The organism is Lachnospiraceae bacterium oral taxon 096 (assembly GCA_018141845.1).
Lineage (GTDB): Bacteria > Bacillota > Clostridia > Lachnospirales > Lachnospiraceae > F0428.
The window spans coordinates 1,029,787-1,049,351 of record CP073340.1; the positions used below are offsets into that span (position 1 = coordinate 1,029,787).

Sequence of the window (19,565 nt, forward strand, 5' to 3'; positions counted from 1 at the left end):
TATGCTATAATACATATATAGGGAATCCTATTTCCGAGTCTATGAAAGGAGAAAATCGTATGTATCTTACTGTAAAACAACAAGTGAAACATCTGTCCAAGGAAGATTACATCACAATCAGGGAACTTTGTCATACGGCTAAGAATCTTGCTAATGAGGCAATCTATAATGTGCGTCAGCATTATTTTACAGAAGGTGAATTTCTCAAGTATGAGAAGAATTACACTCTTTTAAAGAATAGTCCTAATTATAAGGCCTTAAATTCCAATATGGCACAGCAGATACTGAAAGAGGTTGATGGTTCGTTTCAGTCATTTTTTGGTCTGCTTAAACTTGTCAAGCAGGGAAAATATACTTTTATGGATTGTAAACTGCCACATTATCTTCCAAAAGATGGATACACAACACTGATCATTGGTTTTGTAAGACTGAAGGGTAATCAGCTGACACTTCCGTTTTCCAATAGTTTTAAGAAAACGCATAAGTCTGTTGAAATTACGATACCACCCATACTTCTTGATAAGACGATAAAAGAGATACGCATTATACCGAAAGCGAATGCAAGGTTCTTTGAAATCCAGTATATATATGAAGCTGAATGTATTCAAAGAAATCTAAACACAAACAACGCACTTGCACTTGACCTAGGTATCAACAATCTCGTCACAGCCGTATCAAATATTGGTAAATCGTTCATTATTGACGGAAAAAGACTTAAATCGATCAATCAGTGGTTTAATAAAGAAAATACCCGTTTACAATCTATAAAAGATAAACAGCATTTTGGTAGGAAACCTACAAACAGACAAAAAGCAGCAGCTCGTAATCGCAACAATAAGGTGAACGACTATATGAATAAAACTGTTCGTAGGGTGATAGATTATTGTATCATCAATAATATAGGTACGCTTGTTGTTGGTTACAATGAGACTTTTCAACATAACAGTCATATTGGAAAGCAAAACAATCAAAATTTTGTAAATATCCCTTATGGACAGTTGCGTAACAAATTGGAATATCTTTGCAAACTAAATGACATTGTTTTTGTAAAACAGGAAGAATCCTATACATCGAAATCATCTTTTTGGGATAGAGACGATCTCCCAGTTTACAATGCCGATAATCCAAAAGAGTATCCGTTTAGTGGCAGAAGATTACATCGTGGTCTATACAAAACGGCAAGTGGTAAAACAATCAATGCAGATGTTAACGGAGCATTAAATATCATGCGTAAAAGTAGTGTTGTGGATATGAATATCCTATACAGTAGAGGCGAAGTGGACACGCCGATAAGAATAAGGATTGCCTAATTACTTAGGTGGAAACTTAAATATCAAACTTCTTAAATAGAGCTGTTAGGCTCTTAGAAGCCCATTACCTTTAGGTGATGGGTAGTTCACAAATGGATAGAGAAGGAGATGATGAATAAAATTGATGAAAAAAAGATGGGTGATCCCTGTAGTAACTGCTGTGTTGTTGTCGGCATGTGCCAATCAGGGAGTGGATGCAACAAAGAATACGGTGGTGGAGAGCACACAGGAGAGTGTAACAGATACTAGCTCTGGGCAAGACAGTGCGATCAGTGAGACAGATGCGCCGATCAGTAAGGCCAAGCTGCAATTGACCTATTCAAATCTTGCAGATGAAGAGAGCAGAAGTGAGTTAAAGCAGGCGTTACAAAATGCAGGCGTGAGCAAGGAGCATATTCAGGAATTTTTTGATTCTGTGGATGAGTACAATCAAGCAGTGGGTACAGAAAATCTGGCAAAGAAGATAACCACTATTTCTGAGGCCTTTCCAAGCTATGATGATCATTTAGTGGACTTGTGGAAGGCCAATGGTGGTGGGTTTGTGGGAAGAAATTGTAGAATTACTTCCTATATGCTGATGAGAGACTTTATCACCGTGGGAAATCCAGTAGCCGGCGATACTAATATGCTATTTGCGGATTTTGAGGCGATTGATAAAAAGAAAATCTTTACGGGGAATGAAAAAAAGAACTTTGACAGCATATTTTCCTACATCGATGTGAGTAAGACGGAAGACACCAATATTCTTGCAGGAGAAATTCAAAAAGATTGGGAAAAGAAGCAAATTGCATTTCATGGTGATAAAATCCATATGATTTCTTTGTTTATGGTCATGGATGATGGGAAGAATCCAGTACAGGAATTTATTGGTCACACTGGCGTGTTACTAGAGGATGGAGATGGATATCTCTTTGTTGAAAAATTGGCATTTGAGATGCCTTATCAGTTCGTCAAGTTTACAAATCGACAGGAAGTGAATGATTATCTCATGGGCTACTATGACAAGGATTTGGAAGGTGCAAAGCCGATTATTTTCGAGGATAATCATGTATTGCCAGAATATAGAGTATTGGAGGATACAAATATGAAACTAAGTGATTTTTCAAGTGAGGAACAAAAAGAAATCAAGGAGGGGCTCTCTGAGGGAGTAGTGGATGACAAGGAAGCGGCAAAGAAAATTCTTGCACTTGTTCCAGAAGAGTACATTAAAAAGATACCATTCTTTGTGCGTTCTCATGCGACAAGTAAGACCATTGAAAAGATTGCCAAGGAACATCCTGATTTATATGCCTATGTGAAGAAAGAGGGAGAAATTTCTAATGAGCAAAAAGAACAATTAAAAAGTATTGTTGTGGGCATTTTTCAGGAAAGAATGGAAAAGCATCGCATTCAATAAGACAACAAGACTATAGGAGAAATTGCAGATGAATATAGTGGAAGAAATTACATCATATATTCATAGAGAATATGCTATAGAGCCTGAACATCCATGGATGAAATCCCCTAGTCATATGACGTTTAAAGTAAAGGAAGAAGGCAAGTGGTTTGCTCTAATTTTACAAGTCAAGAGAAAAACTTTGGGACTTGAGGGTGAGGGTGAGGTGGATATTCTCAATGTCAAGGCAGATGAGAGTTTTATTGCGATTGCAAGCAAAAATAAGGGCTATTTGCCCGCCTATCATATGAATAAGCGGCATTGGATGAGTATTCTTTTGGATGGAACAATAAAAATGGAAGATGTTTTTGATCATATTGATCAGAGCTATCAAATGGTCTGTGATACTCCTTCAAAGAGAATTTATCGGGCAGTGCAAAACATTCCGAGAGGAAAAGTGGCGACCTATGGACAGGTGGCTCAGATGGCCGGGGACAAAAATATGGCAAGAGCAGTGGGCAATGCCCTCCATAAAAATCCAGATCCAGAACATATTCCCTGTTTTCGTGTGGTCAATGCAAGGGGGGAACTTTCGGGAGCATTTGCCTTTGGGGGTGAAAAGGAGCAGGAGAGATTACTGCAATTAGAGGGCATAGAGGTAAAGGACAATCGAGTTGATTTGTCTCGATATGGAATAAAATTAGAAGAAGATAGGATAGAGTGAGAGGTGTAGAGAATGGCAGAGAGAATCAATATATTAGAGACAGAGTATCCAATTGACCGATCCAATTGGATCGATGTGTTTTCGGCAACACTTGGACCGATGTGGTGCATTCAGAATGCATTTGGAGAGAGTGTAGCAAAAAATAAAGAGTGGACGGTTGAATTTGAAAAGAAAACTTTGACTTTGGGCGAAGATTGCTATCCCATTCAATTTATTGGAAATGAATCAAAGGAACGAAAGAATTGGCTCTGGGGCTGGAAAAATATTAGTCACTTTGATGATGATTTACTTCGACTTGCCAATGAAACAAAAGAATGGGGAGAGAAAGCACATTTGGAGCCATTGACAGAAGAATGTTTTTTGCTCAATGAGTATTTTGGAGGTCATACACTCTCTATGGTGACCTGTGGAATTAGCAAAAAAAAGTATGCCTATTATGCCTGTCCACATGACAAGGGAGCGGCCTTTGTGGCAGTGAGTGGACTGCCAGAAGAGATATTTGCTCCCATTAATCCACAGCAATTTGCTGATGTGACGACAAAAGCATTAAAGACCTTTGTATTTAACCATGTTATTTTTGTGGAGAGTTTATTGAAGTGGAATGGTGCAGACTATCATTGGGAGGGCAATGATATCTTAGCAAGATTTGAAGATTTGATTCGCATTAGCTTTGAGGACTTTGCTGATGGAAAGAGAATTAAACGCATTAAGAGTGAGGTGTTAGGAAAAAATAATAGATGATAAGAAAAAATAGGGGCTTTCGCATTTGCGGAAGTCTTTTTTTCTTGACAAATACCTAGAGGGGGTATATAATCAAAAACATCAGATACCCCAGTAGGGTATATGGAGGTGGCAATGGAAGAGAAAGAAAAGAGAGTTTGCCCTTGTTGCAGTGAGCGGCGAAAGAAAAGAACACCAGAAGAACAAAAAGCATTGCTTGTGCGTCTTCGAAAGGTGGAGGGACAAATTCGAGGCATCCAAAAGATGGTGGAAGAAGATCGCTATTGTCCAGATATTTTGATGCAAGTATCTGCAGTCAATTGTGCACTCAGTGCTTTTAACAAGTTATTGTTAGCAAGACATATTCGAGAATGTGTTGTCGATGATATTCGAAATGGAGATGATGAGACAATTGATGAACTTTGCAATGTGATTGAAAGACTGATGAAATAGGATGACCTAGTGATTTGATTAGTAGAAAGGAAGAAAGATGAAGCAATTTGTTGTCACAGGAATGACCTGTGCGGCCTGTCAGGCCCATGTGGAAAAAGCTGTTTCCAAACTAAATGATGTATCTTCGGTGAGTGTCTCTCTATTGACGAATTCGATGGCTGTCGAGGGAAGTGCGAGTGACGAAGAAATTATTCAAGCTGTAGAGGATGCAGGCTATGGTGCCCAAGTCAAGGGAGCAAACGAGGAAAAGAAAGTTTCAGCGAGTGAAAAGCTTGCAGCCAATGCGGATGCCCTTGTGGACAGAGAGACTCCAAAACTTGTAAAGAGACTGAAACTTTCATTGATTTGGCTTGCAATATTGATGTATTTGACTATGGGGCACAATATGCTCAATTGGCCGGTGCCAGGATTTTTATATCACAATCACATAGGACTGGCACTCACCCAGATGCTCATTGCGATTATAGTGATGTATATTAACCGAGTATTTTTTACTTCTGGATTTAAGACATTGGTGCATTTGGCACCGAATATGGATACCTTGGTGGCTCTTGGCTCATCGGCGTCCTTTGGTTGGTCAGTGTATGTGTTTTATAAGATGAGTGTAATGATTACTCAGGGCACTTCCAATATGGATTTGATGCCTGTGTACCATTCTCAGCTCTATTTTGAAACGGCGGCAATGATCCCGGCATTGATCACGGTGGGAAAGACCTTGGAGTCGATGTCCAAGGGAAGAACAACGGATGCCCTAAAGAATTTGATGAAAATGGCACCAAAGATGGCTGTCGTGGAGAGAGAGGGAAAGGCTGTTGAGGTTGGTATTGATGAAGTGGCTCTTGGCGATATCTTTGTAGTCAAACCTGGTGAGTCTATTCCAGTGGACGGCGTGATTGTGGAAGGAACAACAGCCGTCGATGAATCAGCACTTACCGGTGAGTCCATTCCTGTTGATAAATCGGTCAATGATGTGATTTCAGCCGCAACGATGAACCAATCGGGATTTATTCGGGCAAGAGCAACTCGAGTGGGAGAAGATACCACATTTTCTCAAATTATTCAAATGGTATCGGACGCAGCGGCGACGAAGGCTCCGATTGCAAGAATTGCAGACAAGATTTCTGGAATTTTTGTTCCAACCATTATTGGTATCGCCGTTTTGGTCACATTAGGTTGGCTGATTGCGGGAAGAGATTTTTCACATTCACTCGAGAGAGGAATTGCTATTTTGGTGATTGCCTGTCCTTGTGCACTTGGACTAGCAACGCCCGTGGCTGTTATGGTGGGAAATGGTCTTGGTGCAAAAAATGGTATTTTATTTAAGACTTCAGCTGCACTTGAAAATACAGGAAGATTGCAGATTGTAGCATTAGATAAGACAGGAACAATTACTGCTGGAAAGCCAGAAGTTACCGACATTATACCAGCACAGGGAGTAGAAAGCGAAGAGTTGATTCGTCTTGCCTATGCCATTGAGTTAAAGTCAGAACATCCATTGGCAAAGTCCATTGTTCAATATGCTAGTGAAAAGAAGATAGAGGCAAGGCAGGTCAGTGAGTTTAAGGTGTTGGCTGGAAATGGTCTGACAGGTATTGTCGATGGTCATCAAGTTTATGGTGGATCGAATACATTTATTAAGACATTGACAAATATTGATAGTAACTTGCAGGCAAAGAGTGATGAACTGGCCAATCAAGGAAAGACACCACTGTTTTTTGCAAGAGATGGAAAATTGTTAGGTATGATTGCGGTTGCCGATGTCATCAAGGAAGATTCTGCACAGGCTGTGAAAGAATTACAAAATATGGGCATTGAAGTTGTGATGCTCACCGGTGACAACGAAAAGACGGCAAAGACCATTGGTGCACAGGCTGGAGTTGATGAAGTCATTGCGGGTGTTCTTCCAGATGGAAAAGAAGCGGTTATTCGACAGCTTCAAAAGAGAGGAAAAGTGGCCATGGTTGGAGATGGTATCAATGATGCCCCAGCACTGACCAGAGCCGATACAGGAATTGCCATTGGTGCAGGAACAGATGTGGCGATTGACTCCGCAGATGTTGTTTTGATGAATTCAAAGTTGACGGATGTTTCTGGGGCCATTCGTCTTTCAAGGGCAACGATTCGAAATATTCATGAGAATCTCTTTTGGGCATTTGGCTACAATGTGATTTTAATTCCAATTGCAGCAGGAATTATTCCAAAGTTTCAGATGAACCCAATGTGGGGAGCGGCAGCGATGTCGATTTCTTCCTTTACGGTATGTATGAATGCATTGCGACTGAATTTATTTCGTGTGCACGATGCATCAAAGGACAAGAAGTTAAAGCACAGGGCATTATCAGATCAAGTAGCACAGAGTACAGAAGAGAAAATAGAAGAAAACAAAGGAGAAGAGAAAATGAAAGTGAAGATTGAAGGAATGATGTGTGGTCATTGTGAGGCAACGGTAAAGAAGGCATTGGAGGCCATTGATGGTGTTGAATCTGCAGAGGTTTCTCACGAGAAAAATGAGGCTCTACTTACAACTTCAAAGGATGTTCCTGAAGATGTAATTAAGGCTGCAGTGGAAGCAAAGGATTATAAGTTCTGCGGAATAGAGTAAAAGATAAGAGGTCGGCTGTCCTACTTTTAGAGTGTGACAGCCGACTTTTCTTATGTTGTGTGGTTAAAATTTGTGTGGAGAAATTCTGAAGAATCTATGAAAAAAAACGAAAGACAACACAGTATACAAAAACTTATAGTATAATGAAAAAAGGAAAGACACAAAGGAGGTTTGTGATGAACGAAATTTTTGAAAAAACAATAGAGAACAATAAGACATTAAAAGCTATTGTCGTTGTACATATTTTGTTGGCATTTTTGGGTGGTTTAGTGATTGGTATGTTGATCTCACCAAATCGAGATATTTCAATAGCAAGTCATAATAAAATTACGAAGAAATCTTATCGTGGTGAAGAAGAGGAAGAGGATGAGTAAGGAAAGCATTTATGGCGAGTACTTGCCAAAATTGGAGGCTGCACGAGATTATTTAGTCAAAGAGATTGAGGTTGTCAGAGAAGAAATGAAGAAAAAGTATGACCTTGATCCAGTGGAGCATTTGATTAGCCGAATTAAGAGCGAAGAGAGTATGCGGGAAAAATGTCGAAGAAAGGGATTTGAAGAGACGACAGAAAGTGCATTGACAAAGATTTTTGATGCAGTGGGCATACGTGTAGTGTGTGCCTTTATCAGTGATGTCTATGTCATCCGAGACCACTTAGTTCAATTAACAAATTGCGAATTAGTCAAGGAAAAGGACTATATTAAGAGGGCAAAGGATAATGGCTATCGAAGCTATCATATGATTTTAAAGGTTTGGGGTGCGGTCTATGTTGAGATTCAATTGAGGACGATTTCTCAGGATACTTGGGCTGCACTTGAGCATCATCTCTATTACAAAAAGGAAAAGATGGTGGATGATGTATTGATTGAGGCCGAGCTAAAGCGCTGTGCCGATGAGTTGGCATCGACAGATTTATCTATGCAAACCATTCGGGATATGATTCAGGCGGGAAAGGAAGAAAAATCATAGTGAAGATATTACTTGCAGAAGATACAAGAGATATGAATAGAGTATTGAGTATGGCATTAGCCCATGAGGGGTATGTGGTGGATTCTTGCTTTGATGGGGAGGAGGCACTCACTCATGCCATGAGCAATGGCTATGATGCAATGATTTTAGATATTATGATGCCAAAGATGAGCGGAATAGAAGTCCTAAAAGAAGCACGCAAAAAGAATATTGTGACACCGATTATGATGCTGACTGCAAAGGCAGAAATTGATGACCGTGTGGAAGGATTGGATGCTGGAGCAGATGACTACCTGACTAAGCCATTTGCAATGAAGGAATTACTCGCCAGAGTGCGAGCAATGACAAGGAGAAAGCGTGAATATAGTTCAGAGATACTGAAATTTGGAGATATTTTACTCAATGGAGATAGTTTTGAATTGAAGGCACAAAATAGTGTTCGGCTGTCAGTAAAAGAGTTTGAAATGTTACAATTGATGATTGTCCATGCGGGGCATCGTCTCTCTGTGCAATATTTGCTCGAACACATATGGGAGGGCGATGAAGCGGCAACAGAGAGCACAGTAAAACTCTATATCGCCTATCTAAAGAGTAAACTTGCAGCTGTTTCCATGTGTGTGCACATTGAAGAAGTTGATGGACATTATCAATTATTAGCTGGAGAAGAGAATGGATAAACGCACAATTGATCAATTGCGTAGAAGATTTATATTTATTGCATTTTTTTCACTCACTGTGGCAATGCTTTTTATTTCCTCCTTGATTTATCTCACCAATAATATTATAGAGAAAAGAAATGTTCGCATGATTCTCAATTATATTGTGGAAAACGAGGGGGAACTTCAGGGATCGACCGATCAAAGAGATGGTGAAGTTATTCGAGACAGGGTGAATTCAGACTACAATGTCATTCGATTTTTGGGAGAAATTTTTAATAATGCGGGGGTAGGGGATGACTCTGGTCGGTATTATCGTGCAAGTTATTTTGCTATTCTCTATGACAGTCAGGGAAAATTTTTGAGAACCCGAACCAACCATGTCCTCTTGGTGACAGATGCAGAGGCTCAGGCGTATGGACGACAGGCACTGATGAGCAAGAGAAAATCGGGACGAGTGGGTGTCTACTACTACAAGGTGGGAAAGACAGATGATGGAGGGACCATTGTGGTCTACCTTGACCGCACAGATAATCTATTAGTCAGTGCAAGACTACTCTATTTAGTGGTTATGATTATTATTGTGGGAATGAGCATTGCTGGAACATTGACTTGGCGGGTTTCCTACATGGCCATTCAGCCAGAAATCAAAAATGCAGAAAATCAAAAGCGCTTTTTGACGAATGCAAGTCATGAGTTAAAGACGCCTCTTGCCGTGATTCGGGCCAATACAGAGATGCAGGAAATGTTGGAGGGGCAGAATGAATGGACGGAATCAACAATGCGTCAAGTGGAGAGATTGAGTGGACTGATTCAAAATCTCGTGATGATTACCAGATCGAATGAACACAGTGGGGAGCATGGAGATATTGAGATTTGTGATATCACAAAAATCATAGATGAAAGCTTTGATGCCTTTCAATCAGTAATCTTGAGAGAAAAAAAACAAATCAAGAAGGAAATTCAAGAAAATGTGAAAATGAGAGCAAGAGAAGGTCATATTCGTCAGCTCTGTTCTCTGTTAGTGGACAATGCAATTAAGTATTGTGATGATGAGGGAGAGATTAGTGTTTCTCTATTTCAAAAGGGCAGAGGAATCATGTTAGTTATTTCCAACACCTATAAAGAGGGGGCAAAGGTCGATTATCAGCGATTCTTTGAGCGATTTTATCGCCAAGATGAGTCGCACAACAATGACAATCGCAGTGGATATGGTATTGGACTTTCGATTGCAGAGAATATTGTTGAGCAGTATCGAGGCGTGATTCGAGCTGATTGGAAAGAGGATGTTATTTATTTTAAATGTATGTTAAAACCGCTTCGATAAAAGAACAATCAAAAAATGGGAGAGTGCTAATCACTAAAATTGGTCACTTTCCCATTTATCTTTTTTGATGTTATTCTTTCCAATAATCCAATTCTTGGATTTCTTCTTCCTTCATGCCAATATTTTTGGCAAGGAAAACTGGATTTTTTCCAGCTTTTTTCTGTAGTTCGTAATCTTTTTCTGTGCGAATGACAAGTCCGCCCATACGAATACAACATGGAATATTAATGAGAGCCATCAATCCCATCGTAATATCGGCCAGTGCCCAGGCAACATCGGATGCTGAAATGGCACCGACAAAGATAATCAATGAACATAGAATATGAAAACAGGTCATAAAGGGCTTGGAAGGTCGCTTATTGTGATTGAGATAGGCAAGTGCATTTTCACAATAGTATAGATTTCCAAGTAGAGTCGTAAAGGAAAAGAGTGTCATCGCAAAGGCGATAAAAGTTGGTCCGAAACTACCCAAGACACTGCGAATGGCCTCTTGAACATAGGGAGCTCCCTGAATATCTTTTGTGCGTGCAACGCCAGTGGAAAGGCACATCAATGCGGTCGAAGTGCAGATGAGCATGGTGTCGATAAAGACAGAGACCACCTGAACAAGACCTTGCTTTACGGGATGAGATACCATGGCAGAAGCAGCAGCATTTGGGGCAGAACCAACACCAGCTTCATTGGAATAAAGACCCCTCTTAATGCCATAGATTAGGCAAGATCCTGCAAGTCCACCAGCAAAGGAGCGAGGGCTAAAGGCATCAGAAAAAATCAGGACAAACATTCTAGGGATTGCTCTGGCATTGACAACCAGCACAATAGCAGAAACAATCACATAGGAGATGCCCATGACAGGCACTAAAATTTCAGTGATTTTCACAATTCCTTTTCCACCGCCAAGCAAACAAAAGAGAGTGAGCAAGGCGACAATGGCACCAATAATGATTGGTGTAGTCTGTGGATGGTAAAACGAGTAGACAGCAAAAGTTGACTGCAAGTTGTAGGAACAAAGCAAATTAAAGCCAAAGCCATAGGTACAGATCAAAAAGAGGACAAAGAGTATGGCAAGGAATTTGCTCTTTAGTGCAGTTTCAATGTAGTAGGCCGGCCCCCCGTAGCAGTTGTCCGCATTGTCTTTTCTCTTATAAATTTGAGCTAGCGTACTCTCAATAAAGGCGGTTGCTGAACCTAGGATGGCAAGCACCCACATCCAAAATACAGCGCCAGGTCCTCCCAAGACAATAGCACTGGAAATGCCAATAATATTTCCTGTGCCAACACGAGAGGCTGTAGAAACCATGAGTGCTTGAAAGGACGAAACCGATTGTTTGTCGTCTGGTTTTTCGAGAAGCACACGCAGAGCTTCTGGAAAAAGACGGATTTGGATGAACCTTGTGCGAACACTAAAATAGATTGCCGCAGCAGCGAGCACAACAATCAAAATAGGATAGTACATAAAGTCATCAAGAAATTTTAAGATTTGCATAACTTCTCCTAACATAAAAAATAAGATTGCTTGTAAGGGCATATTATAGCGTAAAATCTGTATTTATGCAAATAAAATGGTATAATAGACATATTATAGAGAAAGGAATAGTGGTATGAAAATATTTGACGAGCAAAAAATTGTTGCGATGGCACCCAATGCCAATGCAGTGAGTAATGGAAGAAAAATCTCTGCCAGTGGTGGCTTTGTTCGAAGGATAAAATCAGAGGATGATAGTTTCTATGCGGGAGAATGCAAGGGAAGTGGAAAGAAAAATTATATAGTTTCGGTGGACTTAGTGGATAGGAACAATCCTGTTTTTCGTTGTAGCTGTCCAAGTCGCCAATTTCCTTGTAAGCATAGCATTGCTCTGATGTTTGAAATGGTCGCTGATAAAGCATTTGATATCGAAGATATTCCACAAGATATTTTAGATAAGAGAAGCAAGAAGGAAGTGAGGGAGCAGAAAAAGGCTGAAAAAGCTGAAAAGCCAAAGAAGGTGACCGCACAATCAAAGGCCGCCAGAACAAAAAAGATAAAGAAGCAGTTGGAAGGGCTTGACCTTTTGAGAGATTTAATGGCTAGAATTACAGATGTCGGTATTGCGGCGACGGCGAGTACACCATTAAAAGAAAATCAAGCATTGGCAAAGCAACTTGGCGATTACTATTTGCCGGGGGTTCAAGTGATTTTTAATCGCTTTTTATATGCCATGGAAAAAGTACAAAGAGAAAAGGAGACCAACTATTCTGATGCGGTGGACGAGCTAGTTAAGCTTCGCTATATTGAAAAGAGAGCAAGAGTCTATCTGGAAAAAAAATTAGAGAGCGATCAGCCAGAAGCGGATGACAATCTCCTCTATGAGGCTTTAGGTGGTGTGTGGAAATTGGATGAACTTAACGCACTTGGGCTAAAAAAGGAAAAGGTAAGTCTTGTACAGCTTAGCTTTTCTGTTGAAAATGATCCGGTAAAAAGAGAGTTTGCTGACATTGGATATTGGATTGATTTAGAGGATGGTCAAATCAATTATACTGCAAATTATTGCCCAGAAAAGGCAAAGAAGTACATTCATAGAGAGGACAGCTTCTTTGATGTCAAGGAGATAGAGACACTTTTATTTTATCCAGCAATGGAGGGAGAAAATAAAAGGATTCGCTGGGATAAGGATGGAGAGAGAAAAATTTCAGCAGAAGACATTCAAAAAATTCGAGGATTTGCAGCAAAGGGAATTTCGGATTGGATTAAGCCGGCAAAGAATGTCCTAAAGGCAACGCTCTCTGACAATGCCTATGCGGTTTTATTTCACTATTCAAAGATTGGTTTGAATACTGAGGGAGAATTTGTGGCAGAGGATGAGGACAAAAAGCAGATTATTTTGAAAAATAAGCAGGGAAAGACGGATGTCTTTGGATTTCTTCCCGTAGATGATGTGGAACACAATCAAGTTCTCTTTGGAATTGCCTACTATGATCAAGAAAATCGAAGAATTTGTGTTGAGCCAAGAAGTGTCATTACTAAGGACAGCGTTGTGCGATTGGCATATTAGAGGAGGCGGAAAATGAATTTAGAGATATTGTATACCTTGCGTGAGCGATTAAAAAATATATTGATTACAGGAACTTCTTTGCTGTCGGAAGATTTTCGATTAAAAAAGGCAGTGGAAGAGATGGCTTTGCTGGCCAAAGTGGCACCTGTATTTGCCCAGATAGATGCAATGGCAAGGGCATTGTTACAATCAGAAAGAGATGCTGGCGAAAGGGTAATGGACTTATTGGCTCTTGTCAATGCGGTGATTGAGACGCAGGCAGATACAGCAAAGGTAGAAGAACTCAAGGAAATAGAAAGTTTTGTAGTTCCAAGGGTAGAGAGAAATTCTTACAAAATGCTTGAGCCTGTGATGACAGCCTTGACTACAAGAGGAAGTGGAAGATATGAAGTGTTGATGAATGCGAGAAAACTGACACCAGAAATTTTTATGGATTATCGCATTTTTCCAAAGTATATTCAGGGATTAGGTGATAGTTATAGTGAACTTGCCGCACAGATCAATCAGTGGATGAAGGAAGATGGAAAGGTGATGGTTGCACCGCTAAAGAGAGATTTTGATCCAAAGGGTGGGACAGAAATGCTCTCAAGACTGGATGTCATTGCAGATGTGGCCAAGGGAGAAGAAAATGATTTCTATCTTTCGATAATCAATGCAGAGGCGAGCAAGAATATTCGCACGAGGGCGATTGAGGCACTTCGCTATCAGAAGGAAAATAAGGAACTTCTGTTAGAAATTGCTGAAAATGGGGATAAGGCAAGCAAGGAGGCGGCACTGAAGGCTCTTTCGAGATCAAAGGGAAGTACATTAGAAAGGTTGTGGGCGGCTCTTTTAAAAAAAGGTAAGGTTTCAGTGGAAATTTTAGAGGACTATCCAAATGAAGATTGGGTTTCGGAAATTTTTGCCAACCAGCTCGACGAGGAGCATCAAAGGTTAGAAAAGGCAGAAAAGAAGGAAGACAGAGCTAAAGTATTAGCAAGTATCAATTCCATTTGGAAGGCGGCCGCAGGCAAGACAAGAAAAGCATTGGTCGAAAAGATCAAATCCAGTTTGATGATGGTCGAGGAGAGCACACAGCAAACTTATTTTATGCGAGGCATTATGTATTTTCGAACACCAGAATTAGTGGAAAAAATTCATCAACTTTTTGATGGAAAAGAGAATGCACAGGCGGTGCAAAACCTCTTTTTGCTGAGTCTAATGGAAGATGGTTGTGAGGAAGTATTTGAAAGGTTTTCGCCTTATCTCAAGGCACACAATGAGGATGTTCTTGCACCGAGTATGGGCATTTTTCATGTATTGTATCGCTGTTTTCGCTTTGCTCATTATGACGATAGCGAGGAACATAACATGAGAGAGGAGATCTTGAAAAAGCTCGATCGCAGATGGTATCCGCTCTTGTTGGGATTTCCATGGACAAAGAAACAACAAAGTGCGGTTGTGTATGACCCCTATTTGGATGGTGCGGGGGCAATCGAGACTTTGCTAAAGAACATCGAAGATCCAAAGAAAGATTTGGGCGAATATTACATTCCTTTTTTGATGACAAGATTGAAGGAAAGAGTCGTTGTTCAAAGGGATATTGAAAACCTAAAGAGATGGGGATGTACAGACTTTTCTGGGGCATTTGAGGGACTAAAAAAGGCATTGGCAAAGGGCGTAAATTGGTCAAATGCAAGGCAGTTGGTTTTTGCTCTGGAGGCTTGGAAAGCCAGCAAGCAAGAGGTGAGTGAGCTATTGCAGGAAGTGAAGACCATTGTCGAAAAACAAAAAAAATCAAGCAATGTACAGGATTTATTAAAGCTTATCTCCTATATTGAAGAAGGAATGGAGTTTGAGGATGCCTGGAAGAGAGTTTGTAGTGAATAAGAAGATGGAGAGAGAAGATGAGTGAACAATTACAGAGACTTCCAGCGGAAGTACTATTTCAAAAAGAGATTGATGCATTGATTGCAGCAGAAAAATATCCTGTTCCGGAGGGTTGGAAGATGTCGCCACGCTCTGTGCTGACCTATATTTTGGGCGGAGATTGTGAGGGTGTGGAAATTACACCAAAGTATATTGGAAGCCGACGCATTGTGGAAATTGCTATTTCGACATTGGTAACAGATCGAGCACTACTTTTGATCGGTGAGCCAGGAACAGCAAAATCTTGGCTTTCTGAGCATCTTTGTGCGGCGATCAATGGCAATTCCACCTGTGTCATTCAGGGAACTGCAGGAACAACAGAAGAGCAAATTCGCTATTCTTGGAACTATGCAATGCTGATTGCTGAAGGCCCAAGCAAAAAGGCTCTAGTCAAGAGTCCAATCTATCAGGCAATGGAAGAAGGAAAAATTGCCAGAGTGGAGGAAATTTCTCGCTGTGCTTCAGAGGTACAGGATGCGTTGATTTCGATTCTCTCAGAGAAGCGACTTTCCATTCCAGAACTTGGAGAAGATGTGGCAGCAAAGAAGGGATTTTCGATTATTGCCACAGCTAATACAAGAGATCGAGGTGTCAATGAGATGAGTGCGGCACTAAAGAGAAGATTTAATATTGTGGTGTTGCCAAGTCCAGCGACATTGGAAGAAGAGGTAAAGATTGTACATTCTCGTGTGGAGAGATTGGCAGGAAGTCTAGATCTTTCGGCAAAGGTACCTGATGAGAAAGTTTTGGAAAAAGTTTGCACCATCTTTCGAGAGCTTAGACTTGGAGAAACTTTAGATGGCAAGCAAAAGGTAAAATCGACGAGCAATGTTCTTTCTACAGCGGAGGCCATTTCTCTTTTGACCAATAGTATGTCCCTTGCAGGTAGTTTTGGAGATGGCGAAGTGACCGATGCAGATTTGGCAGCGGGATTGCAAGGAGCTATTATCAAAGAGGACAGTAAGGACAAAAAAGTCTGGGAGGAGTACCTAGAAAATATTATGAAAAAGCGTGGAAGGGCGTGGCTTGGTTTGTACAAAGAATGTAAGGCACTCAATGAATAGGAGGAGATGCGATGAAAGCATTTGGAATTCGACATCTATCCCCGGCAGGAGCCTATTATGTGAGAAAATTTTTGGACTTGCATCAACCAGATATTGTATTTATTGAGGGGCCAGCAGATTTTAATCCTCTTATGGAAAGATTGACTGATAAGGAAATTCGCCCACCATTTGCCATTATGGCCTATACCGTGGAAGCTCCTGTACAGACCATTTGTTATCCCTTTGCACAGTATTCACCAGAATATCAAGCAATACTTTGGGCAAGGGAGAATCAAAAGGAATGTCGCTTTTTTGATTTGCCATCAAATTATGTCTTGGCACTTCCAGATAGGGGAAGAGATGAAAAAGAGGTCAAAGAAAAGATTTCTCTGTATGAAAGAATTGCGAGTCAGAGCGAGGATGGCGATATCGAATATTTTTGGGAGAGAAATATTGAACAGGCAAAGAGTGTACAAGGCTATATGATGGGCAGTAGAACATTTGGAGAGAAACTTCGGGAAAATACGCCAGTTACCAGCTTTGATATGGTTCGTGATCTCTTGCGCGAGCGATTTATGAAGAGAAAGATCAATGACTGTATTGCATCAGGGGTGCCAGAAGAAAAGATTGTTGCGATTACAGGAGCATTTCATACCGTTGGTATTGAAGATAGAGAAGATGAAATGAGGGATGAAGATCTAGAATCTCTGCCAAGTGTAGAGACAAAGGTGACCTTGATGCCTTATTCCTATTATCGCTTGAGCAAGTACTCCGGTTATGGTGCGGGAAATGCAGCTCCTGCCTACTACGAACTTTTGTGGGAGGGACTAAATCGGGAAGATGTCACATTTCATGAGCAGATGTATTTGACAAAACTTGCAAACTATATGCGTCTTCATGGGGGAATCGTCTCATCTGCTCAAGTTATTGAATCCGTTCGTCTAGCCAGGGAATTGGCAAGACTTCGTGGTGGAGAGATTCCAACATTGACGGATTTAAAGGATGCAAGTGTTACCTGTATGGGAGAGGGAAAATTTGGTGAGATGGCCATGGGATTTGCAGAGGCTGATATTGGAACGAAAATTGGGTCCATACCAGAGGGAGTCTCCCAGACATCCATTCAAAATGATTTTTATCGCCAGTTAAAGCAATTAAAGCTTGAAAAATATAAAGATTCTGTGACACAGCAATTAAAACTTGATTTGAGAGAAAATTTGCGGGTAAAAACAAAGGAAAGTGCCTTCTTGGATCTCAATCGCTCCTTTTTTTTGCACAGGCTTTGTGTGCTTGGCATTGATTTTGCACAAAATCAACGAAGAAATCAAGAAGGAGCGACATGGGCAGAGGATTGGTTGCTTTTGTGGAGTGTAGAGGCAGAGATTCAAATTGTAGAGAGCATATTAAAGGGCGATACCATCAAACAGGCCGTCAGCTATACTCTTGTGGAGAGGATGAAAAATGCTCACACGATGGCAGAGCTTTCTCAAGTGATGGAAGATGCCTTTTATTGTGGGATGCCGGAAATTTTACAAAATGCAATGAGGGAAATTGACAATCAAACGGCTGGGGCAATTGCCATTCACGATATTGCCATCACCAGTAAAAAGCTTTCGGATATGCTTTTGTATGGAGATATTCGGAAACTCAATCGAGAGCCGATTGTTCCTGTGCTCATCAAGCTTTGTCTTCGTGCATCACTTACTATTGTGAGTGAGGCATTTTGTGATGATGCGGCAGCACAGATTTTATGTGAGGACATTCAAATATTACACAATGTATTTCTTGCCAATGAAATGCTTGACTATGAACTTTGGATGCGGGCAATGATGGAACTGGCAAGAAGAGATGATGTCAATACTAGAGTTTCGGGAATATGTATGTCCATCCTTCTTGATTGTAAGAGAATTGATGCCAATGAGCTTGGAAATGAGCTTTCCAAGCGACTTTCTAGGGGAATGCCTGCAGATCTTGGAGCAGGGTGGTTTTCTGGATTGTCTATGCGAAATCACTATGCCCTGATTGCGAGACTTTCGATTTGGGAGGCTTTGAGTGACTATCTAGATACCTTGGATGATGAGGAATTTAAGCGTTCTCTCCTATTTTTGCGGCGAGCATTTGCCGAGTATGATCCAAAAGAAAAGGATATGATTGCAGAGAATTTGGGAGAAATTTGGGGAGTGAATAAGGAAGAGGCTAGTGAAATTGTGAACACACCGATTACCAGTGAAGATGTTGACTTGGGCGATTTTAGTTTTGATGACTTTTAGGGAGTAGTGGAGTGAATACAGAAGAGAGATTAAAGCGCTGGCGTTTGATTCTTGGCGCACAGACACAGGAAAGATTTGAGCACATGGGTGGGCAGGCTCTTTCAAAGGAAGAGGAAATGATGGATCATGCCCTTGCAGCCATCTATAATAGCGATGGGAAATTCCAAGGTGGTGGAAGAGGGGCATCAAATCCACAAATTAGTCGTTGGCTTGGTGATGTTCGTTCTCTATTTTCAAAGGATTTAGTCAAGATTATTCAAGCGGATGCGATGGAAAGATGTGGATTGAAGCAATTGATTTTTGAGCCGGAGTTACTAGAAAATATTGAACCCGACATTCATATGGCGAGCACAATTTTAACACTCAAGGATCAAATCCCAAAGCAAAGCAAGGAAAGTGCAAGGGCATTTATTCAAAAAATTGTAGAACAAATCAATCGATTGTTAGAGTCAGATATTCGCCGTGCGGTGACCGCTGCACTCAATCGAAAGGCCCATTCTCCCATTCCATCGGCCTCAGCTCTTGATTTTCAGACAACAATACGAAAGGGAATTAAGGACTATAATCCAAAGCTTGAAAAGATTATTCCACAAAAGTATTATTTCTTTGAGCGAAGTGCAAAGACGGCATCGAGTAAATATACGGTGATCTTAGACATTGATCAAAGTGGTTCGATGGGAGATTCGGTGATTTATTCTTCTATTATGAGTTGTATTTTGGCAAGCATGAGTGCCATTAAGACAAGAGTGGTTGCCTTTGATACAGAAGTTGTGGACCTGACCGAAAAATCAGACGATCCCATTGACCTTTTATTTGGGTTTACTTTGGGAGGGGGTACAGATATTGAAAAGTCTATTCGCTATTGTACCCAGTATATAGAAAACCCAAAAAAGACCATATTTTTCTTGATTTCTGACCTAGAAGAGGGCGGAAATCGTGCAGGAATGTTAAGAAAACTTTCGGCGATGAAAGAAGATGGCGTGACTGTAATTGTCCTTCTGGCTGTCTCTGATGAGGGAAAGCCACATTATGATGTCAATATGGCACAAAAAATTGCAGCAAGGGGGATTCCTTGTTTTGCCTGCAATCCAAAGAGATTACCAGAGTTATTAGAAAAAGCATTAAAGAATGAGGATTTAGCGGGATTTTCAGATGAAAATATGTCCGCTATGAAATAGG

General features: G+C 40.7%; 16 protein-coding genes and 1 pseudogene. 16 read left to right on the forward strand and 1 reads right to left on the reverse strand.

Features of this window, described 5'->3' with window-relative positions:
* The first annotated feature begins 59 nt into the window (after positions 1–59).
* The 11 genes and pseudogenes from J5A74_05205 to J5A74_05255 all read left to right on the forward strand — a co-directional run bounded on the left by J5A74_05205 (position 60) and on the right by J5A74_05255 (position 10,136).
* Positions 60–1,310: a transposase gene (locus tag J5A74_05205; GenBank protein QUI96831.1), complete on the forward strand. Its 1,251-nt coding sequence runs from the start codon at positions 60–62 to the stop codon at positions 1,308–1,310.
* Positions 1,311–1,434: 124 nt separating this feature from the next.
* Positions 1,435–2,385, forward strand: a pseudogene (locus J5A74_05210) (DUF4300 family protein).
* Between the two features lie 9 nt (positions 2,386–2,394).
* Complete coding sequence (locus J5A74_05215; GenBank protein ID QUI96832.1) at positions 2,395–2,706, forward strand: hypothetical protein; 312 nt, start codon at positions 2,395–2,397, stop codon at positions 2,704–2,706.
* Between the two features lie 28 nt (positions 2,707–2,734).
* Complete coding sequence (locus J5A74_05220; protein ID QUI96687.1) at positions 2,735–3,409, forward strand: methylated-DNA--[protein]-cysteine S-methyltransferase; 675 nt, start codon at positions 2,735–2,737, stop codon at positions 3,407–3,409.
* Between the two features lie 12 nt (positions 3,410–3,421).
* Complete coding sequence (locus J5A74_05225; GenBank protein ID QUI96688.1) at positions 3,422–4,150, forward strand: hypothetical protein; 729 nt, start codon at positions 3,422–3,424, stop codon at positions 4,148–4,150.
* A gap of 114 nt (positions 4,151–4,264) precedes the next feature.
* Complete coding sequence (locus tag J5A74_05230; GenBank protein QUI96689.1) at positions 4,265–4,582, forward strand: metal-sensing transcriptional repressor; 318 nt, start codon at positions 4,265–4,267, stop codon at positions 4,580–4,582.
* A 37-nt stretch (positions 4,583–4,619) separates the two neighbouring features.
* Positions 4,620–7,184, forward strand: a complete 2,565-nt coding sequence (locus J5A74_05235; protein QUI96690.1) for a heavy metal translocating P-type ATPase — start codon at positions 4,620–4,622, stop codon at positions 7,182–7,184.
* 176 nt (positions 7,185–7,360) lie between these two features.
* Positions 7,361–7,558, forward strand: coding sequence for a hypothetical protein (locus J5A74_05240; protein QUI96691.1), 198 nt, complete (start codon positions 7,361–7,363; stop codon positions 7,556–7,558).
* Positions 7,551–8,153 carry a GTP pyrophosphokinase family protein gene (locus J5A74_05245; protein ID QUI96692.1) on the forward strand — a complete coding sequence of 201 codons (603 nt, stop codon included), beginning with the start codon at positions 7,551–7,553 and terminating at the stop codon, positions 8,151–8,153. The genes J5A74_05240 and J5A74_05245 overlap by 8 nt, the downstream gene beginning before the upstream one ends.
* Positions 8,153–8,830, forward strand: coding sequence for a response regulator transcription factor (locus J5A74_05250; GenBank protein QUI96693.1), 678 nt, complete (start codon positions 8,153–8,155; stop codon positions 8,828–8,830). Before J5A74_05245 ends, J5A74_05250 begins: the two co-directional genes overlap by 1 nt.
* Entirely contained in the window at positions 8,823–10,136 is a 1,314-nt protein-coding gene (locus J5A74_05255; GenBank protein QUI96694.1) for a HAMP domain-containing histidine kinase, read from the forward strand. The genes J5A74_05250 and J5A74_05255 overlap by 8 nt, the downstream gene beginning before the upstream one ends.
* Positions 10,137–10,206: 70 nt before the next feature.
* On the opposite strand, the gene J5A74_05260 is transcribed toward J5A74_05255, so the two are convergent.
* Positions 10,207–11,637, reverse strand: coding sequence for an alanine:cation symporter family protein (locus J5A74_05260; protein QUI96695.1), 1,431 nt, complete (start codon positions 11,635–11,637; stop codon positions 10,207–10,209).
* Positions 11,638–11,737: 100 nt separating this feature from the next.
* Between J5A74_05260 and J5A74_05265 the strand changes: the two genes are divergently transcribed.
* From J5A74_05265 to J5A74_05285, 5 genes are read left to right on the forward strand one after another with little or no spacing between them, the layout of a single operon-like run.
* Complete coding sequence (locus J5A74_05265; GenBank protein ID QUI96696.1) at positions 11,738–13,168, forward strand: SWIM zinc finger family protein; 1,431 nt, start codon at positions 11,738–11,740, stop codon at positions 13,166–13,168.
* Between the two features lie 12 nt (positions 13,169–13,180).
* Positions 13,181–15,037, forward strand: a complete 1,857-nt coding sequence (locus tag J5A74_05270) for a hypothetical protein (GenBank protein ID QUI96697.1) — start codon at positions 13,181–13,183, stop codon at positions 15,035–15,037.
* Positions 15,038–15,054: 17 nt separating this feature from the next.
* Positions 15,055–16,140 carry an AAA family ATPase gene (locus J5A74_05275; GenBank protein ID QUI96698.1) on the forward strand — a complete coding sequence of 362 codons (1,086 nt, stop codon included), beginning with the start codon at positions 15,055–15,057 and terminating at the stop codon, positions 16,138–16,140.
* Positions 16,141–16,151: 11 nt separating this feature from the next.
* Positions 16,152–18,386 (forward strand): hypothetical protein, encoded by a 2,235-nt coding sequence (locus tag J5A74_05280; GenBank protein ID QUI96699.1) that lies wholly within the window; start codon positions 16,152–16,154, stop codon positions 18,384–18,386.
* Between the two features lie 11 nt (positions 18,387–18,397).
* Positions 18,398–19,564, forward strand: a complete 1,167-nt coding sequence (locus J5A74_05285; protein QUI96700.1) for a VWA domain-containing protein — start codon at positions 18,398–18,400, stop codon at positions 19,562–19,564.
* The last annotated feature ends 1 nt before the right edge of the window (position 19,565 follow it).